Source organism: Mycobacterium sp. OAS707 (assembly GCF_014873705.1).
In the GTDB taxonomy this organism is placed as follows: Bacteria; Actinomycetota; Actinomycetes; order Mycobacteriales; family Mycobacteriaceae; genus Mycobacterium.
The window spans coordinates 1,270,655-1,285,985 of the sequence record NZ_JADBDS010000001.1 but is presented as its reverse complement, the minus strand read 5'-3'; the positions used below and the strand labels follow the sequence as shown (position 1 = coordinate 1,285,985).

The following is a 15,331-nucleotide window of genomic DNA, read 5'->3' as shown; positions in this document are numbered from 1 at the left end:
GCGGATGCATATTATCGGTCAATGTTTAATATCCGGATGTGACGTCCCGGCGTAAGCGGCCCGACCTCGCCGCCATGTTGGCCCCGTTGGTGCGCGACATGATGGCGGCCGAGCTTCCTGTGCTGGAGGCAAACGGGCTGTCGATGTGGGGTTACAGCGTGCTCGTCGCCCTTGACCGGTCGGCGATCCGCACGCAGGCCGCGCTCGCGGAGGCGATCGGCGCGGACAAGACGCGCATCATCGCGATACTCGACGAGCTGCAGGACAAGGGCCTGATCGAGCGCGTGCCCGACCCCGAGGACCGGCGGGCGCGGCTGTTGGCGATCACCAAAGAAGGCCGCAGGCTGAAAGACGCGACGCAGGCCGCGATTCAGCGGGGTGAGGAACGTTGGCTCGGCACGCTGTCGGCCAGCGATCGTGCTGCGTTCCTGCGGATACTTCAGGAGTTGTCGGGCGTCGACTGGTCATAGCCCGGATGTGCTACCGCCAGCCGATGACGGACGAGCATGCGCAGCACGGGCAAGAGGTCCGCTGCTCGGTCGTCCAGTTCCCCGGCGCGAATCGCCGCCGCGAGTTGTGCCTCGTCGGCGAAGCCGAACTCGGCCAGCCTGTCGGAGGCGTCTGCCGTTGAGGTGTCCGTCAGCTCACGCTCGACGATGCGCAGCACGTTGGCGGCGACGCGGGCGTGGAAGTTGATCGGCCCGTCCATCGAGGATCGCACGTCCTTGTCGAGGAAGTCGGCGACCGCCGCGACGAGTTCGGCCGCCGTCGGCCGTCCGTACAGCCAGCTCATCGCGGGCCACCTCCCTCGAGCAGATCCAAGACGTCCCACTCGGTTTCGGCGACGCGACGGCCGATCGCGGCCAGTTCCACCGACGGTGTCTGCCCAGAAAGGTGCCGCTCGGCCTGGAAGCGGCAGATGACGCCCCAGCGCAGGGTGGCGACGGTGAGCCACCACCGGAACACGTGACGATCAAGGGCGACGCCCGCCGCCGCCTCGTAGGCAGCGAGGAAGCTTTCGACGCTGCCAAGCCCGCCCGCACCGAGATGCTCGGGCGCACCGAAACGCCAGGCCCGGATGCAGAACCAGGCCAGGTCTTCATAGGCCTCGCCGGTGTGCACCAGTTCCCAATCGAGGACGGCCGCAAGACCTGACTCGTCGACGATCAGGTTGCCCATCCGGAAATCGCCATGCACAAGCACCTGCGGCGACGGTGGGGGACGGTTGGCGTCCAGCCAGCGAAACGCCCACTCGAATGTGGCTGTGGTGTCGCCCATTTCGTCGAGACGGTCGCGCCACTCGCCGAGCTGATCCGATGGAGCCAGTCCGATCCCGTCAGCGTCGGCGCGGTGGATGGCGGCCAGCGCCTGCGCGCATTGCTGCAACAATCGCGCCCGGCCGCTGTCGTCGAGACCACGGTAGATCTTCCTGACAATCGTCTCGCCTGCGATCGCGTCGCAGATGAGATACGGATTGCCCAGTGCGGCAGGCGAATTGTCTGCAGCAAGGATGTGGGGGACAGGTGCACCAGCCGCGGCGGCGCGCTGCTGTACTGCGGCCTCCAACTCCATCCCGGCGTGCATGTCATCGGGTGGGCCGGTACGCAGGATCAACGCACGGCCATCCGCATCGAATGCCCACGTGGTCCGGCTGGCACCGCCGGTGAGCGCGCGCAGGTTCTCGACCTTCACATCGCCGAGCACCGGACGTAGAACAGCCTCGAGCCGTTCCTTCACTTGCGCCCGAATCCGAACAGCCGCTGGGCCACCCGGCGGATCTGGATTTCCTCGGCGCCCTCGGTGATGCGGTAGCGGCGGTGGTGCCGGTAGATGTGTTCGAACGGCTCGTGCCTGCTGTAGCCGACACCGCCGAACACCTGCATCGCCCGGTCAGCCGCCTCGCACACCAGTCGGTTGGCGCGGTAGTTGGCCATCGACACCTTGTCGGAGACCTCCATGTGGTGGTTCCCGTCGAGTTGGGTCGCCGCGTAATAGACCAGCAGCCGCACCATCTGCGCTTCGGTCTGCAGTTCGACAAGCGGCCACTGCACAGCCTGGTTGACCGAGAGCGGCTTGCCGAACACCGAGCGGTCGTTCGCGTAGTCGACGGCGCGGTCGATGCAGTACTGTGCGGCCCCCAGGCTGCTGGCGGCCTGCCGAATCCTGTTCTCGTGCAGAAACGTTTGACCGACCTCGAGGCCGCGGTCAACCTCCCCTAGCACAGCGTCATGCGGGACGCGGACATCCTTCAGTTCGACCTCGCCGTGGTCGGTCGGCATGTTGAACGTCCACCAGTAGTAGGGCACGGAGAAGCCCGGCGCATCGGTGGGAACGAGGAAAGCGGTGATGCCGCGGGCTTGTCCCGGTTCACCTGATGTGCGCGCGAACACCAGATCGTGGGTCGCACGGTGCACACCGGTGTTGAACCGCTTGGCGCCGTTGATCACCCAGCCGTCACCGTCTGCCACAGCCCGCGTCTCCAGCCAGGTGGCGTCCGAGCCGTGGTTCGGCTCGGTCAGGCCGAAGGCCATCGAGCGCTCACCGGTGATCAGCGCCTCGGTCCATTCGGCTTTCTGGGTGTCCGTGCCGAATCGGTCCATCATGATCACCTGCGGGAAGTTGCCGACGATCGACGACTCGTCCTGCAGATCGTTGTGCAGCCCGAGACCCTTGTGCGCCAGGTGTTCGCGGATCACCGCCATGTCGATGTTAGTGCCGTCGCGGCCGCCGAACTGTGACGGCAGTCCGTAGCGCAGCCAGCCGGCCTTGTCGGCGCGCTTGCGCATCTCGCCGAGCAGGTCCTCCCACTCACGCTTGGGAATGCCGCCGTTGTCCCAGTCCGTGCGGGCGTTTTCCCTGCGGTGGTCGAAATACTGCAGGTGTTCGCGTTCCAGCGGCTTGATCTCGGCCTCGATGAACGCGTCCATCTCGGCGAGCAGTCCCGGAAGATGCTCTGGGAGGGTGAAATCCACGGTGATTCTCCTCTGGTAGGTCAGACCCCGTACAGCGTCTTCTTCCAAATCCTCGCTAGGGTGGCGATGGCGTCCTCGTCGCTCAGCTCGAGACCAAGCCCGGACGTGCCCGCGAAAACGGTGGTGAAGTTCTCGAACAGCAGCGCGATTGCCGCTGCGGTGTGCTCGGGATGAAGTTCGGCGCCGTAGCCCTGGTCCTGGGCGCGGCGCACCGATGCGGCGACGATGTCCATTCCGAAACGGCGAAACTCGTTCTGCACGATGGCGAACCGCGGCTGCGTCGCAGCCAGTTGTGCCATGGCGATCATGATGCCGATGTTCTGCTTGAACATGTTCCAGTAGCCCGTGACAGCCGTCGAGAAGAAGCTGTCGTCATCTGGTGAATCCGGAAGCTGAAGGCTGCCACCCGAAGGGGCCACGATGTCGTGCAGAAACGATTCGGCCAGCGCGGCGAGCAGGTCCTCTTTGTCGGCGAAGTAGCGGTAGAACACCGCGGGCGATTTGCCAGCCGCAGACGTGATGTCGGCCAGGGTGGTGCCGTGAAACCCGCGCTCGGCGAACAACTTCCGTGCTGCCTGCTCGATGGCCTCCCGGGTTTGGCGGCCCTTGGCGCTCAGCGTGTCGACTGGCACGGCATCACTCGCCGAGGAGGCGGTCGCCTGCTCGCAGCAGCGAACTCGGCAGGTCGTGGCCGACGACACGCTGCGCCACCTCCGCCGCGGCGATCGCGGCCTGCAGATCGACGTCGACGTGAATTCCGCTGTCCCGCAAGAGGTAGACGAGGTCCTCGGTAGCGATGTTGCCGCTGGCGCCGGGAGCGAAAGGGCAGCCGCCGAGTCCGCCAACCGACGCGTCGAGCCGGGTGACCCCGGCGCTGACTGCCGCGTACGCGCTGGCCAGTCCGGCGCCGCGGGTGTTGTGAAAGTGTGCGCCCAGCGGGATGTCGCCGATCACGGGTCGGAGCCGTGCGATCAGGTCGCTCACCCGCCGTGGGGTGGTCGTCCCGACGGTGTCGGCGATCGCGAGTCGGTCGGCATCGGCGTCGCGCGCGGCGGTCACGACGTCAACCACCCGTTCGGGCGATGTCGGCCCGTCGAACGGGCAATCCCACGCCGTGGCGACGATGACCTCGACGGTCGCGCCGCTGTCGTGTGCGATCGCGACGATCTCCGGAATCAGTGCGGTGGACTCGGCTGTCGATCGCCCCACGTTGGCGTGGCTGTGCCCGTCGGCCGCCGACACCACGTACTCGATCGACCCGAGACGCGCCGCGACCGCTCTCTTGGCGCCGTTGGGACTGGCGACCAGCGCTGAGAACTCGATGTCGGGGTAGCGGCCCAGTTCGGCTGCCAACTCGGCGGCGTCGGCCAGCGCAGGCACCTTGGACGGCGAGACGAACGCCGTCGCCTCCATCTCCCGCACGCCGGTCGCTGCGACGGCGGCAAGCAATTCGAGCTTGGCCGACAACGGAATCGGTTCTTCGATCTGCAGGCCGTCGCGCAGCGAGACGTCGCGGATATCGACATGGCGCGGTAACCCCGTCATAGCACGCCCTTCTCCTGCAACGCAGCCATCTCCGCATCGGTCTTGCCGAGCAGTCCGCGATAGATCTCGTCGTTGTGCTGGCCCGGTGCGGCGGGTCCGGCGCTGCGGATCGTTCCCGGTGTGTCCGAGAGCACTGGCACCACGCCGGGGCCCTTGACGTTTCGCTCGATTCGCTGGTCCCAGTGATCAGCGATCATGCCGCGGGCCTGCAGCTGCGGATCGTTGACCACTTCGGCGACCGTGTTGATCGGCCCGCTGATCACCCCCGCCTCGGACAGCGTGGCGATGATGTCGGTGGGCTGTCGTTCGGCGGCCCATGCGCCGATGATCTTGTCCAGCTCGTCCTGATTGCGGCCCCTGGCAACGTGATTGGCGAACCGATCGTCGGTGGCGAGCTCGGGTTGCCCCATCGCCGCGCACAGCCGGCGGAACACTGTGTCCTGGTTGGCGGCGATCACCACCCAGCTGCCGTCCGCGGTCGGGTAGATGTTCGACGGCGCGATGCCCTCCAACCGGGTGCCCGACGGGCCGCGCACCACACCACCGACGTCATAGTCGGGGATCGTGGATTCCTGTACAGCCAAACAGGATTCGGTCAGCGCGGCGTCGACCACCTGCCCCTCGCCGGTGACAGTGCGCCGGTACAGCGCTGCCAGCGCCCCCTGCGCGGCGAACATGCCCGCCAGGCTGTCGCCCAGCGAAAGGGCCAACCGCGGTGGCGGGCCCCCGGGGAAGCCGTTCATGTATCGCAGCCCGCTGGCCGCCTCGGCGACCGACGCGTAGCCGGCCTTGTGTGCCTCTGGTCCGGTCTGGCCGTAGCCGGAGACCCGGACCAGGATGATGCCGCGATTGCGTTGATGCAGCACGTCATAACCGAGGTTCCACTTCTCCAGCGTGCCCGGCCGGAAGTTCTCCACGATGATGTCGGAGCGTTCGACCAGGTCGAGAAACAGTGTCCGGCCCGCCTCCTCGCGCAGGTTCAGCGTGACGGCTTTCTTGTTGCGCGCGTGCACCGTCCAGAAGAAGTGATGGCCGTCGAGTTCGGCCTGACCCCACGTCCGCAGCGGGTCTGGTGCGCCCGGCGGCTCGATCTTGATGACCTCGGCCCCCATGTCGCCGAGCAGGCGTCCCGCGAACGGTCCGGAGATCAGCGTGCCGACCTCGATGACCCTGATGCCGTCGAGCGGACCGGTCACCGTCATAACGAAAACCCGTGTCGGTGCAGCCAGTCCGTGCAGATTCCGACGGCCTGGCGCAGCGTGTCGCGCTGGCCGGGGCCGGAGTAGTAGTGGTTGGCGCCGGGGATCTCGTGCATCTCCTTGTCAGGATGCCCGATGGCCTCGAAGAGCCTGCGGGTGTGGCTCGGGGTACATGCGTTGTCGGCCAGGTTACCGATCACCAGCGTGGGCACGTCGATTTCGGGCCCGGCCTTGACGGCATCGCCGTTGGCGTCGTCGTAGCTCCACTGCGAGAGCCAGCTGCGCAGCGTGCAGAACCGGGCCAGGCCGAAGGGTCCGTTGTTCACGACCTGCGGATCGCCCAGATAGGTGGTCCGCGGTTCACGCTCGTTCGGGTCGACCGTGGGGTCCAGCCAGCGGGGATCGGCCATGGTGCCGTGCACGACGAACGAGAACTCGTCATCGGGGCGCCCGGCGGCCTTCAGCTCGGCCAGTTTGTCCTTGACCCACTTGGTGATTCGTCGGTTGCGAGCGATCTGTGCTTCCCGGTAGCGCGCCAGGAATTCCGGGGTGTACGGCGGCTGGTTCGGGTTGTCCGGGTTGTAGAGGTCCAACTCCGGGTCACGCTTCGACGGGTCCGACTCGTCGAGGACGGACGCGTCCAGCCACTCGGTGAGTGTGCCGTGGCGGCTGATGTGCGCGGCCAGCATCATGATGCCGTCGGCGGGGATGAGCCCCAGTTTCGTCAGGTCGGGGCCATCGCCGGAGGGGCTGGCCGTCACTGTCGGATGAGTGGCCTGCTGCTGATAGAACACCGACAGTGAGCCCCCGCCACTCCATCCGGCCAGCACCACCTTGTCGTAACTCAGTCGGTTCTTGGCGTCTTTGATGCACTCGCCGAGGTCCTCGACGACTTTTTCCATCAGCAGCGCGGAGTCGGTGCCGCGGAATCGGCTGTTGCAGTAGATGACATGATGGCCTGCGCGTGCCAGCGCGTTGATCATCGGCAGATACGCGCCGCCGCCGATCGGGTGCATGAACACCAGCACGGTATCGGATGGTTTGGTCTTCGGCTTGAGCAGATAGCTCTCCAACACGATGAGTTCGGAGACTCCGCCGTAGACGTCGCGAACACCCGAAAGATTCTGGTAGGCAATCAGATACGGGATGCGGTCGTACTCGTGGCGCGGCGGTGCCGCGACAGATCCAGTCGTCGTCATCAGTGTTGCCCCAAATCGTTCGCAAGGATTTCAGCCGACGGCACCAGGCGACGCCGCGTGTCAACCGCGATCACCGCCCAGTCCACCGAGTCGTAGTCGTCGAACTTGCGGCGCGCTCGCTCGCGCGCTTTCTCCGGCGCACCGTGATGAACCCCTTGCGGGGCATGGGAAATCAACCCCGGCGGCATCGGGATTCCGTACAGGGACCCGCCGTGGAAGAACGCGATCTCGTCATAGTCGACGTTGCGGTGATACCAGGGCGTGCGCTCGGTGCCGGGCACGCCCTCGGCCGGTTTAGGCAGGAAGTTCATCACGTAGACCCCGGTGGCTTGCATGAACAGATGCACGGTCGGGGGCAGGTGCACGCTATTGGAGGTCACCACGTTGTAGTCGTCGATGTTGAAAGTGAACGCGAAGTTGTCGCCGCGCCACCCCTCCACGTCGAGCGGATGATGTTCGTAGAACAGCGAAGTCGGCCCACCTTCGTGGATCAGCCGGACTTCGTACACTCCGCCCTCGTGCGGACCATCGCCGTCCTCGAGCGGCACCGGGTCGGGGATCGTCGCCTGCGACGGATCGAACGGGAAGTGACGGCCCAGATATCCCGGCGGCGGCACCCGAAACTCGTCGGTGGCCTGGATCATCAACAGCATCGAATCTTCATCGGGTACTTGGCGAAACGTGCATGCCTTCGGGATGTACACCCAGTCACCGGCTCGATAGCGCAGCGGGCCGAACTCCGTCTCCAATAGACCCGAACCCTTGTGCACGAAGCTGAGCAAGTCGCCGTCCACGTAGCGGACGAAGAACGGCATCGCCTCGCTCCGCATCGACAGCAGCACCTGGCAGTCGGCGTTCGAGAACATCAGCAGGGGGCCGCCCGCTGAATCGGTGGCGTCGCTGGGTTTCAGCTGATCCGCCAGCACGTCAACAGGGCGCAGCGGACCGGAAGCGCGATACGCGGTGGGATCGTTGCGCCGGTAGATGTTGGCGGTGCGACCGGTGAACCCACCGCGCCCGAGTTCGTCGTCCTTCAGGCCGTCGAGGTCCGCGTGCAGACGCTTGGGTGTCCGCCCCTTCCGCAGGTGAACAAACGATTCCATGGGGGCTCCATCGACGGTGACAGCGCGAACTAAAAGTGATGTTAGTTTTACTTTACGAGCAGAGTCAATCCTCGAGATCGACCCGGATCGTCAGCAGGTTGGTGCCGAAGGTGCGCACGCCGAAGCTGTTGAACTGGGGCAACGATTTCAGCCGTTCGGTCGGATCGTCGTCGGGTACGAGGTGCGCGGTCCCGTTGTGCCAGCGGCCGCGAAGCCGGACCCGCACGCGGGGGTCGGCTTGAATGTTCTTGACGTATTGCGACTTGTCGCCGAACTCCGAGACGAACCAGAACTGGTCGCCGACCCGGCTCCCGCCCAGCGGGGTGCGCCGGGGTTCGCCCGACTTGCGGCCCGTCGTCTCCAGCAGTGTCTGAATGGGCAGCCGCCGCATCAGCGGGTTGGCCACCCGTTTTTGGAAGAAGTTGGTAACGCGGTCACGTGTGTCGTCGGGCATGGGAGTCCTTTCACACCATGGCGGTCCGTGGCACCTTCATACCTAGTGTGAGCACTGTTTCTCGACGAATGTCAGCGCTTGAGCATGATCTCGAGGAAGCCTTCCCGGCTCGCGGCCGCGCGTGCGCTCGGCTGCGGGCCCGCGATGTGCAGGAAGCCGACGCCGGCGGCAAAAGTCGCCCCGGCGCGCAACTCGGCCTGTTCGGCGTCGAACCCGTAGTCCAGGTACGCCTGACGGACCGCCGCGAAGACGCGCAGGTCTGCCGCACGCACGCTGGCTGCGGCGTCCTCGTCGGTACGGGCCCATTCGCGCATCGCCCGCTCCAGCGTCCAATGTCGGGGGCTGACCAACGACGACATCATTTCCGACAGGCGTTGGCGCGGCGGTAACCCGGCCAGCTCGCCCAGGTCGCGCCGGTCGTCACCGCGTAACTCACCCCATGCCTGCACCAGCGCGGCGCGATAGGCCGCGATGTCGGCGAAATGCCAATAAAAGCTGCCTTTGGTCACTGAAAGGCGACTACACAACCGATCGATCTTGAGCGCCTTGATGCCCTCTTCGGCCAGAATCGCGAACCCCGCCTGAATCCAGTCGTCGACGGATAACCGGGTGTTCGCCGAGGCCTTCGCCCTCCCCATGAGCGGCAGCCTACGGCCCTGGCGGGCGGCACAAACTAACGCTGACGATACTTCTGTTTGATCACAGGAAAATGACAGTCAGCGCCAGTCGGGTGTCCTCGCGAGCTGGTCACATGTTTTACTGCACACGCACAACTGAAATTTTCTCGGTCCGCTCTTCCGCCGAACCGGGCTCAGCGGAGCGGGCGCGACAGCGCAGTAAAGCAAGTGCTGCGGTGCCGAATGACGATCTGTGATCGTCGGGGGAAGCGTGTTACGGCGTAACCGGAAGATGGATGGAATTGCTCTATGAGGTTCGTTGACAAGATTCGTGGCCATTGGGCGCGCCGATTTGCGGTCGCAGCCATCGCGGCGGCCGTCCTACCAGGCGTGGTCGGTCTAACCGGAGGCTCAGCCACCGCAGGTGCGTTCTCCCGGCCGGGCCTGCCGGTCGAGTACCTGATGGTGCCGTCGCCGTCGATGGGCCGGGACATCAAGATTCAGTTCCAGAAGGGGACCGGCTCGCACGCGGTCTACCTGCTGGACGGCCTGCGTGCTCAGGACGACTACAACGGCTGGGACATCAACACCCAGGCGTTCGAGTGGTTCCTGGACACCCCGCTGTCGATCGTCATGCCGGTCGGCGGCCAGTCGAGCTTCTATTCCGACTGGTATTCGCCTGCGTGCGGTAAGAGCGGCTGCCAGACGTACAAGTGGGAGACGTTCCTGACCAGTGAGCTGCCGCAGTGGCTGGCATCCAACAAGGGTGTGGCCTCTACCGGCAATGCCGCGGTCGGGCTGTCGATGGCGGGCAACTCCGCGATGATCCTGGCGGCCTACCACCCCGACATGTACATCTACGCAGGCTCGTTGTCCGCGTTCCTCAACCCCTCCGAGGGCAGCTGGCCATTCCTGATCAACATGGCGATGGGCGATGCAGGCGGGTACAAGGCGAACGACATGTGGGGCCCGACCGAGGACCCCAACAGCGCCTGGAAGCGCAACGACCCGATGCTCCAGATCCCGACGTTGGTGGCGAACAACACCCGCCTCTGGGTGTACTGCGGCAACGGCACACCCAACGAGTTGGGCGGCGGTGATCTTCCTGCCACGTTCCTCGAGGGCCTGACGATCCGTACCAACCAGACCTTCCAGGACAATTACATCGCCGCGGGTGGTCACAATGCCGTGTTCAACTTCCCGGCCAACGGCACCCACAGCTGGGGCTACTGGGGTGCGCAGCTTCAGCAGATGAAGCCCGACCTCATCTCCTACCTCGGCTGACGACCGAAGACGCGAAAGCCCCCGACACCTAGTCGGGGGCTTTTGCGTTTGGTGAAGAATGGCCGTCATGGTCGCAGTCAACGCATTGGTCGCACACCAAGACGCCGAAGGGTCCATCGAACTTTCCCATGAAGTTGTCGACGACAGCTTCCTGCCCGAGGGTGAAGTCACCATTGCTGTCGAGTACTCCGGCGTCAACTACAAAGACGCCCTGGCCGTCACGCCGAAGGGCGGTGTGGCGCGGTCCTATCCGCTGATCCCCGGCATCGACGTCGCGGGGACAGTGACTGCGAGCTCCTCCGGCGACTTCGCAGTGGGCGACCGCATCGTCGCCCACGGCTACGACATCGGCACCGCTCGGCACGGCGGATACGCTGACACCGCCCGCTTTCCGGCCGACTACCTGGTCAAGCTCGACACGTTGACGACCGCTCAGGCGGCCGCGATCGGTACGGCAGGGTTCACAGCGGCCATGAGCGTCAACGCAATTCGTGCGCATGGTGTACGGCCGCAGGATGGCCCCGTGTTGGTCACCGGCGCCACGGGCGGGGTCGGGAGTGTCAGCGTCGACCTGCTGGCCGGCCTCGGGTACGAGGTCATCGCGTCCACCGGTAAGGCGGAGGCGCACGACTACTTGATGGGGCTGGGCGCCACCGAGGTCGTTGGCCGACTGCCGGCCGAGGGGGAGAAGGTCCGGCCGCTCGGCAAGTCCGCCTATGCGGCAGTCGTCGACAGCGTCGGCGGCGACACGCTCGCATACGCGTTGAGCATCCTGAATTACGCTGGGGTGGCTGCGATTTCAGGGCTGGCCCGGTCGGCGGAGCTGCCGACGACGGTGATGCCGTTCATCCTGCGTGGCGTCACGCTGGCCGGCATAGATTCGGTGCTGCTGCGCATCGACAAGCGGCGCGAGCTGTGGCAGTCGATTGCGACGGACCTGCTGCCCCCTCACCTCGACGACATCACGCGCGACGTCTCGATCCTCGAGGCGCCCGAGACACTGCGCACCATCATCGGCGGCGGTGTCACGGGCCGCACCCGCGTCGTGGTGAAGGACGGGTTCTGACCTACTTCAGTTCCGCGGACGACAGGCCGAGCAACCGGCGTGCCACCACCAGCTGCTGGATCTGCTGAGTGCCCTCGAAGATGTCGAGGATCTTGCTGTCGCGTGCCCACTTCTCCAGCAGCATTTGTTCGGAATAGCCTGTGGTCCCTGCTAATTCGACAGCCTTGAGGGTGATGTCGCTGGCGACGCGGCCTGCCTTCGCCTTGCCCATCGACGCTTCCTTGGAGTTCGGAATGTCGTTGTCGGCCTGCCATGCCGAACGCACCATCAACAGGTAGGCGGCTTCCCAATCGGCTTCCATGCGAAGGAATTCCGCAGCGGGAGCGCTTTGCGCGTGGGCCGGTTTGTCATACGAGATCTCGACACCGGCCTCGGTGAGAATCTTCCGCAATTCTTCGAGCGCCGCGCGGGCGATGCCGACGGCCATCGCGGCGACAACCGGTCGGGTGTTGTCGAAGGTCTCCATGACCCCGGCAAAGCCCTTCTCCACCTGGATGTCTGGACTGCCGAGCAGGTTGTCCTTCGGGATCCTGACGTTGTCGAACCGGATCACCGCGGTGTCGGATGCCTTGATACCGAGTTTGTCCTCGAGCCGTTCGACGGTCACGCCAGGATGCTCGCGCGGCACGATGAACGACTTGATGGCGGCGCGGCCCAACGACTTGTCGAGCGTCGCCCAGACCACGATGTGGGTGGCGCGCGACCCGGCGGTGACGAAGATCTTCTCGCCGTTGATGATGTACTCGTCGCCGTCGAGCTTCGCTGTCGTCGACACGGCGGCCGAGTCCGAACCGAAGCCCGGCTCGGTGATCGCCATCGCTGCCCAGACATTCTTGCCCAGACGCTCGAGTTGATCTTTGGTGGCGACGCTGGAGATGGCGGCGTTACCCAGGCCCTGGCGCGGGACCGAGAGCATCAATGCGACGTCGCCCCAACTGATTTCCATCACGTTGAGCACGGCCGACATGTTGGCGCCGTTGTGGTTGGCACCTCGGGGCTCGTCGCCGCCCGCGAAGGCCTCCGCGCCCGCGAACGAGATCGTGTTGGCCGCCGAGATCCCTTCGAAGAGCGTGGCGAGAGTGTCCAGCTCGACGGGATACTCGTGCTCGCGAAGATCCCACTTGCGCGAGATCGGCCGCAGCATCTCCGCGGCGCCCTGATGGGCCTTTTCGATTACAGCTTCCAGCTTGCGCGGAAGTTCCAGATTGATTGCCATGACTCGACTTTCCGGCTAGATGATTCCGCTAAACGACAACGACGCCCTCGGCCACACCGATGGCACGCAGATCGCGGTACCAGCGTTCGACCGGATGTTCTTTGGTGTAGCCATGGCCACCGAGGAGCTGGACGCCGTCAAGGCCGATCTGCATGCCCTTGTCGGTCGCCATCCGCTTCGCCAGCGCGGCTTCGCGGGCGAACTGCAGCCCCTGGTCGGCGCGCGACGCCCCGCGCCACGTGATGAGCCGCAGCCCGTCGAATTCGATCGCCATGTTGGCGCACATGAACGCCACCGCCTGCCGATGGGCGATGGGCTCACCAAAGGCCTGGCGCTCCTTGACATATGGCACCACGTAGTCGAGCACCGCATGCGCGGTCCCGACCGCAAGAGCCGCCCAGCCGAGCCGCGACAACGCGATGGCTTCGGAGTAATCGTGGTCGGTGGCGCCGTCCTCACCGAGCCGAGCGGACAGGGGCACCGTGACACTGTCGAGCTCGATACGGCCGAGCGCCGCGGCACGGACGCCCATACTCGGCTCCGGCGTCACCGTGATTCCCTTCGCCGAGGACTCGACGACGAACAGTGCCGGCTTGCCATTGAGTTGCGCTGCGACAATGAGCAATTCGGCTTTCGCTGCTGCGGGCACCAACGACTTCACTCCGTCGAGGCGGTAGCCGCTCGGCGTGCGTACCGCCGTCGTCTTCAGCGCGGTGGGGTCGAAAAGCGGGTGCGGTTCGGCGATCGCCACACAGGCCTGCGGTACGTTCTCGCCCGCGAACTCCTTGAGATAGGTGGCCTGCTGATCGGCGCTGCCCCAGTGGGTAAGCGCGGAAGCGACGCCGGCAGGCGCGAGGATCGGCAGCGCCAGACCCATGTCGCCGTACGCCAGCGCTTCGGCCACCAACACGTTGGTCACCGCGGCACGATGCGCGGCGATGCCATCGAAGTCCTCGGGAATGTTGATCGCGGTGATGCCGAGTTCGGTCGCCTTGGTAACGAGATCATCGGGATACGTCGCGGCCGCGTCGGCGTCATGAGCCGCAGGCCGGATCACCTCTTCGGCGAACTCGGTGACGGTGTCGACGATCATCTGCTGTTCTTCGTCGGGCGTCAGGTCGAAGTAGTCGGCGCCGCTGCGCTTCAGCCGGGTCGGGCCGCCGGGGGAGCCCTTGACCCTCTTGAACTGTCGGTTGGCCGCGCCGGCGGCGGAGAACACCTGCTTGACGCCGTACTTCAGGCCGCGGTTCAGCGGGTCACGCAGGTGGTAGCGGTCCAGGAATTCCTGCCCGACGATCGGCGTGATCAGCGCCAAACCGATGTCGGTGGCCGTCCGCTTGTGCTTGTGCATGCCGACGGCGCTCTCTTTTCCCGAGCGGTTTTTGGACGGCAGTGTGTTGGTCATTGTCAGCTGCCTCGCTTGCTGGTTGACGTGGGCGAATACCCAACTGACTCCAGAGTAAGGTATCGGAACTGACTCTGGAGTAAGTTGTTATCCAATTCACAGCTATCCGCCGTTGAGCCTGTTCAGAACCGATTCGTGCAGTAGACCGTTGGTCGCGACGGCGCTGCCGCCGTGCGGGCCGGCCACCCCAGCGAGGCTGGTGAACGCGCCGCCCGCTTCACGCACGACGATGTCGAGCGCGGCGAGGTCCCACAGCGACACCTCGGGCTCCGCGGCGATGTCGACAGCGCCCTCGGCGAGCAGGCAGTACGACAGGAAGTCGCCGTACGCGCGTACGCGCCAGACCATGTCGGTGAATTCGATGAAGCGGTCGCGCCGCCCCAGTTCCGACCATCCGGAAAGACTCGAGAACGACAGGCTCGCCGATTCGACGTCGGCCACCGACGACACCGCGATCCGTCGCGGTGCACCGCCCGCGAAGGACGTGAACGCGCCTTCGCCCGCGCCTGCCCACCAACGCCGTTGCAGCGCAGGAGCACTCGCGACTCCTGCGATCGGAACCCCGTCGTGCAGCAGCGCGATCAACGTCGCCCACACTGGGACCCCGCGCACGAAGTTCTTGGTGCCGTCGATCGGGTCGATCACCCACTGGCGTCCGGTGAAAACCGCTGTGCCGCCGAACTCCTCACCGAGCACCGCATCGTCGGGCCGCTCCGCCGACAGCGTGTCGCGCACCGCGCCTTCGACCGAGCGGTCCGCGTCGGTGACCGGAGTCAGGTCGGGTTTGGTGTCGATATGCAGATCCAGTGCGCCGAAGCGTTCCATCGTCAACGCATCGGCGTGGTCGGCCAGCCGCAACGCGAGTTCGACGTCATCCCGGATCGTGGTCATGGCAGCAGTCCTACCATGGCCCTGTGTTGGAGTTCGTGATCATCATCGTGCTCATCGGGGCCTTGGCCGCGCTCGCCGGACCCTGGATCATGCGGCGTCGCGGCGCAGGCGGGGACTGGGTGCACGGCAACCTGGTGGTCACCGGCGTCAGCCCGAAACCGGACGCCACCGGCGAACAGTTCGTCACGATCACCGGCGTGATCAACGGCCCCACGGTCGACGAGCACGTCGTCTACCAACAGCTCGCGATCGACGTCAACGACTGGCCGAGCATGGGCCAGCTGTTCCCGGTGATGTATGCGCCGAACAACCCCGACCGGTGGACATTCGCGTAACGCGACGGCGTAGCTCAGCCCGCCGAGTGTGGCCTTGATACACAC

The 15,331-nt window shown here is 65.5% G+C and carries 17 protein-coding genes; 4 read left to right on the top strand and 13 right to left on the bottom strand.

Going from position 1 to position 15,331, the window contains the following annotated elements:
• Positions 1–38 precede the first annotated feature (38 nt).
• Positions 39–470, top strand: coding sequence for a MarR family transcriptional regulator (locus GGC64_RS06360; RefSeq protein ID WP_192721567.1), 432 nt, complete (start codon positions 39–41; stop codon positions 468–470).
• Here the strand turns inward: GGC64_RS06360 and GGC64_RS34585 are convergent.
• The 10 genes from GGC64_RS34585 to GGC64_RS06315 form a co-directional block, all read right to left on the bottom strand.
• Positions 440–793: a DUF6285 domain-containing protein gene (locus GGC64_RS34585; RefSeq protein ID WP_225951182.1), complete on the bottom strand. Its 354-nt coding sequence runs from the start codon at positions 791–793 to the stop codon at positions 440–442. The genes GGC64_RS06360 and GGC64_RS34585 overlap by 31 nt on opposite strands.
• A complete protein-coding gene (locus GGC64_RS06355) occupies positions 790–1,737 on the bottom strand; it encodes a phosphotransferase family protein (RefSeq protein WP_370582000.1) in 948 nt (315 codons plus the stop codon). Before GGC64_RS06355 ends, GGC64_RS34585 begins: the two co-directional genes overlap by 4 nt.
• On the bottom strand, positions 1,734–2,972 hold the full coding sequence (locus GGC64_RS06350; RefSeq protein ID WP_192721566.1) for an acyl-CoA dehydrogenase family protein: 1,239 nt from the start codon (positions 2,970–2,972) through the stop codon (positions 1,734–1,736). Before GGC64_RS06350 ends, GGC64_RS06355 begins: the two co-directional genes overlap by 4 nt.
• Before the next feature lie 20 nt (positions 2,973–2,992).
• Positions 2,993–3,604: a TetR/AcrR family transcriptional regulator gene (locus tag GGC64_RS06345; RefSeq protein ID WP_192721565.1), complete on the bottom strand. Its 612-nt coding sequence runs from the start codon at positions 3,602–3,604 to the stop codon at positions 2,993–2,995.
• 4 nt (positions 3,605–3,608) lie between these two features.
• The gene (locus GGC64_RS06340) at positions 3,609–4,517 is read right to left on the bottom strand and encodes a hydroxymethylglutaryl-CoA lyase (RefSeq protein ID WP_192721564.1); all 909 of its coding nucleotides are present in this window, start codon (positions 4,515–4,517) and stop codon (positions 3,609–3,611) included.
• Positions 4,514–5,719 carry a CaiB/BaiF CoA-transferase family protein gene (locus GGC64_RS06335; RefSeq protein WP_192721563.1) on the bottom strand — a complete coding sequence of 402 codons (1,206 nt, stop codon included), beginning with the start codon at positions 5,717–5,719 and terminating at the stop codon, positions 4,514–4,516. The genes GGC64_RS06340 and GGC64_RS06335 overlap by 4 nt, the downstream gene beginning before the upstream one ends.
• Positions 5,716–6,915 carry a S9 family peptidase gene (locus GGC64_RS06330; RefSeq protein WP_192721562.1) on the bottom strand — a complete coding sequence of 400 codons (1,200 nt, stop codon included), beginning with the start codon at positions 6,913–6,915 and terminating at the stop codon, positions 5,716–5,718. The genes GGC64_RS06335 and GGC64_RS06330 overlap by 4 nt, the downstream gene beginning before the upstream one ends.
• Complete coding sequence (locus GGC64_RS06325; protein WP_192721561.1) at positions 6,915–8,018, bottom strand: homogentisate 1,2-dioxygenase; 1,104 nt, start codon at positions 8,016–8,018, stop codon at positions 6,915–6,917. The genes GGC64_RS06330 and GGC64_RS06325 overlap by 1 nt, the downstream gene beginning before the upstream one ends.
• Positions 8,019–8,082: 64 nt before the next feature.
• A complete protein-coding gene (locus GGC64_RS06320; protein WP_192721560.1) occupies positions 8,083–8,472 on the bottom strand; it encodes a nitroreductase/quinone reductase family protein in 390 nt (129 codons plus the stop codon).
• A gap of 71 nt (positions 8,473–8,543) precedes the next feature.
• The gene (locus GGC64_RS06315; RefSeq protein ID WP_192721559.1) at positions 8,544–9,110 is read right to left on the bottom strand and encodes a TetR/AcrR family transcriptional regulator; all 567 of its coding nucleotides are present in this window, start codon (positions 9,108–9,110) and stop codon (positions 8,544–8,546) included.
• 288 nt (positions 9,111–9,398) lie between these two features.
• Here GGC64_RS06315 and GGC64_RS06310 point away from each other — a divergent pair, with 288 nt between their 5' ends.
• Complete coding sequence (locus GGC64_RS06310; protein ID WP_192721558.1) at positions 9,399–10,373, top strand: esterase family protein; 975 nt, start codon at positions 9,399–9,401, stop codon at positions 10,371–10,373.
• 67 nt (positions 10,374–10,440) lie between these two features.
• Positions 10,441–11,439, top strand: a complete 999-nt coding sequence (locus GGC64_RS06305) for an MDR family oxidoreductase (RefSeq protein WP_192721557.1) — start codon at positions 10,441–10,443, stop codon at positions 11,437–11,439.
• 1 nt (position 11,440) lies between these two features.
• Here the strand turns inward: GGC64_RS06305 and GGC64_RS06300 are convergent, their stop codons facing one another.
• The 3 genes from GGC64_RS06300 to hisN form a co-directional block, all read right to left on the bottom strand.
• The gene (locus GGC64_RS06300) at positions 11,441–12,655 is read right to left on the bottom strand and encodes an acyl-CoA dehydrogenase family protein (protein ID WP_192721556.1); all 1,215 of its coding nucleotides are present in this window, start codon (positions 12,653–12,655) and stop codon (positions 11,441–11,443) included.
• A 28-nt stretch (positions 12,656–12,683) separates the two neighbouring features.
• On the bottom strand, positions 12,684–14,060 hold the full coding sequence (locus GGC64_RS06295; RefSeq protein WP_192721555.1) for an acyl-CoA dehydrogenase family protein: 1,377 nt from the start codon (positions 14,058–14,060) through the stop codon (positions 12,684–12,686).
• A gap of 102 nt (positions 14,061–14,162) precedes the next feature.
• A complete protein-coding gene (hisN, locus tag GGC64_RS06290; RefSeq protein ID WP_192721554.1) occupies positions 14,163–14,951 on the bottom strand; it encodes a histidinol-phosphatase in 789 nt (262 codons plus the stop codon).
• A gap of 23 nt (positions 14,952–14,974) precedes the next feature.
• Here hisN and GGC64_RS06285 point away from each other — a divergent pair, with 23 nt between their 5' ends.
• Complete coding sequence (locus GGC64_RS06285; protein WP_192721553.1) at positions 14,975–15,286, top strand: hypothetical protein; 312 nt, start codon at positions 14,975–14,977, stop codon at positions 15,284–15,286.
• Positions 15,287–15,331: the final 45 nt, after the last annotated feature.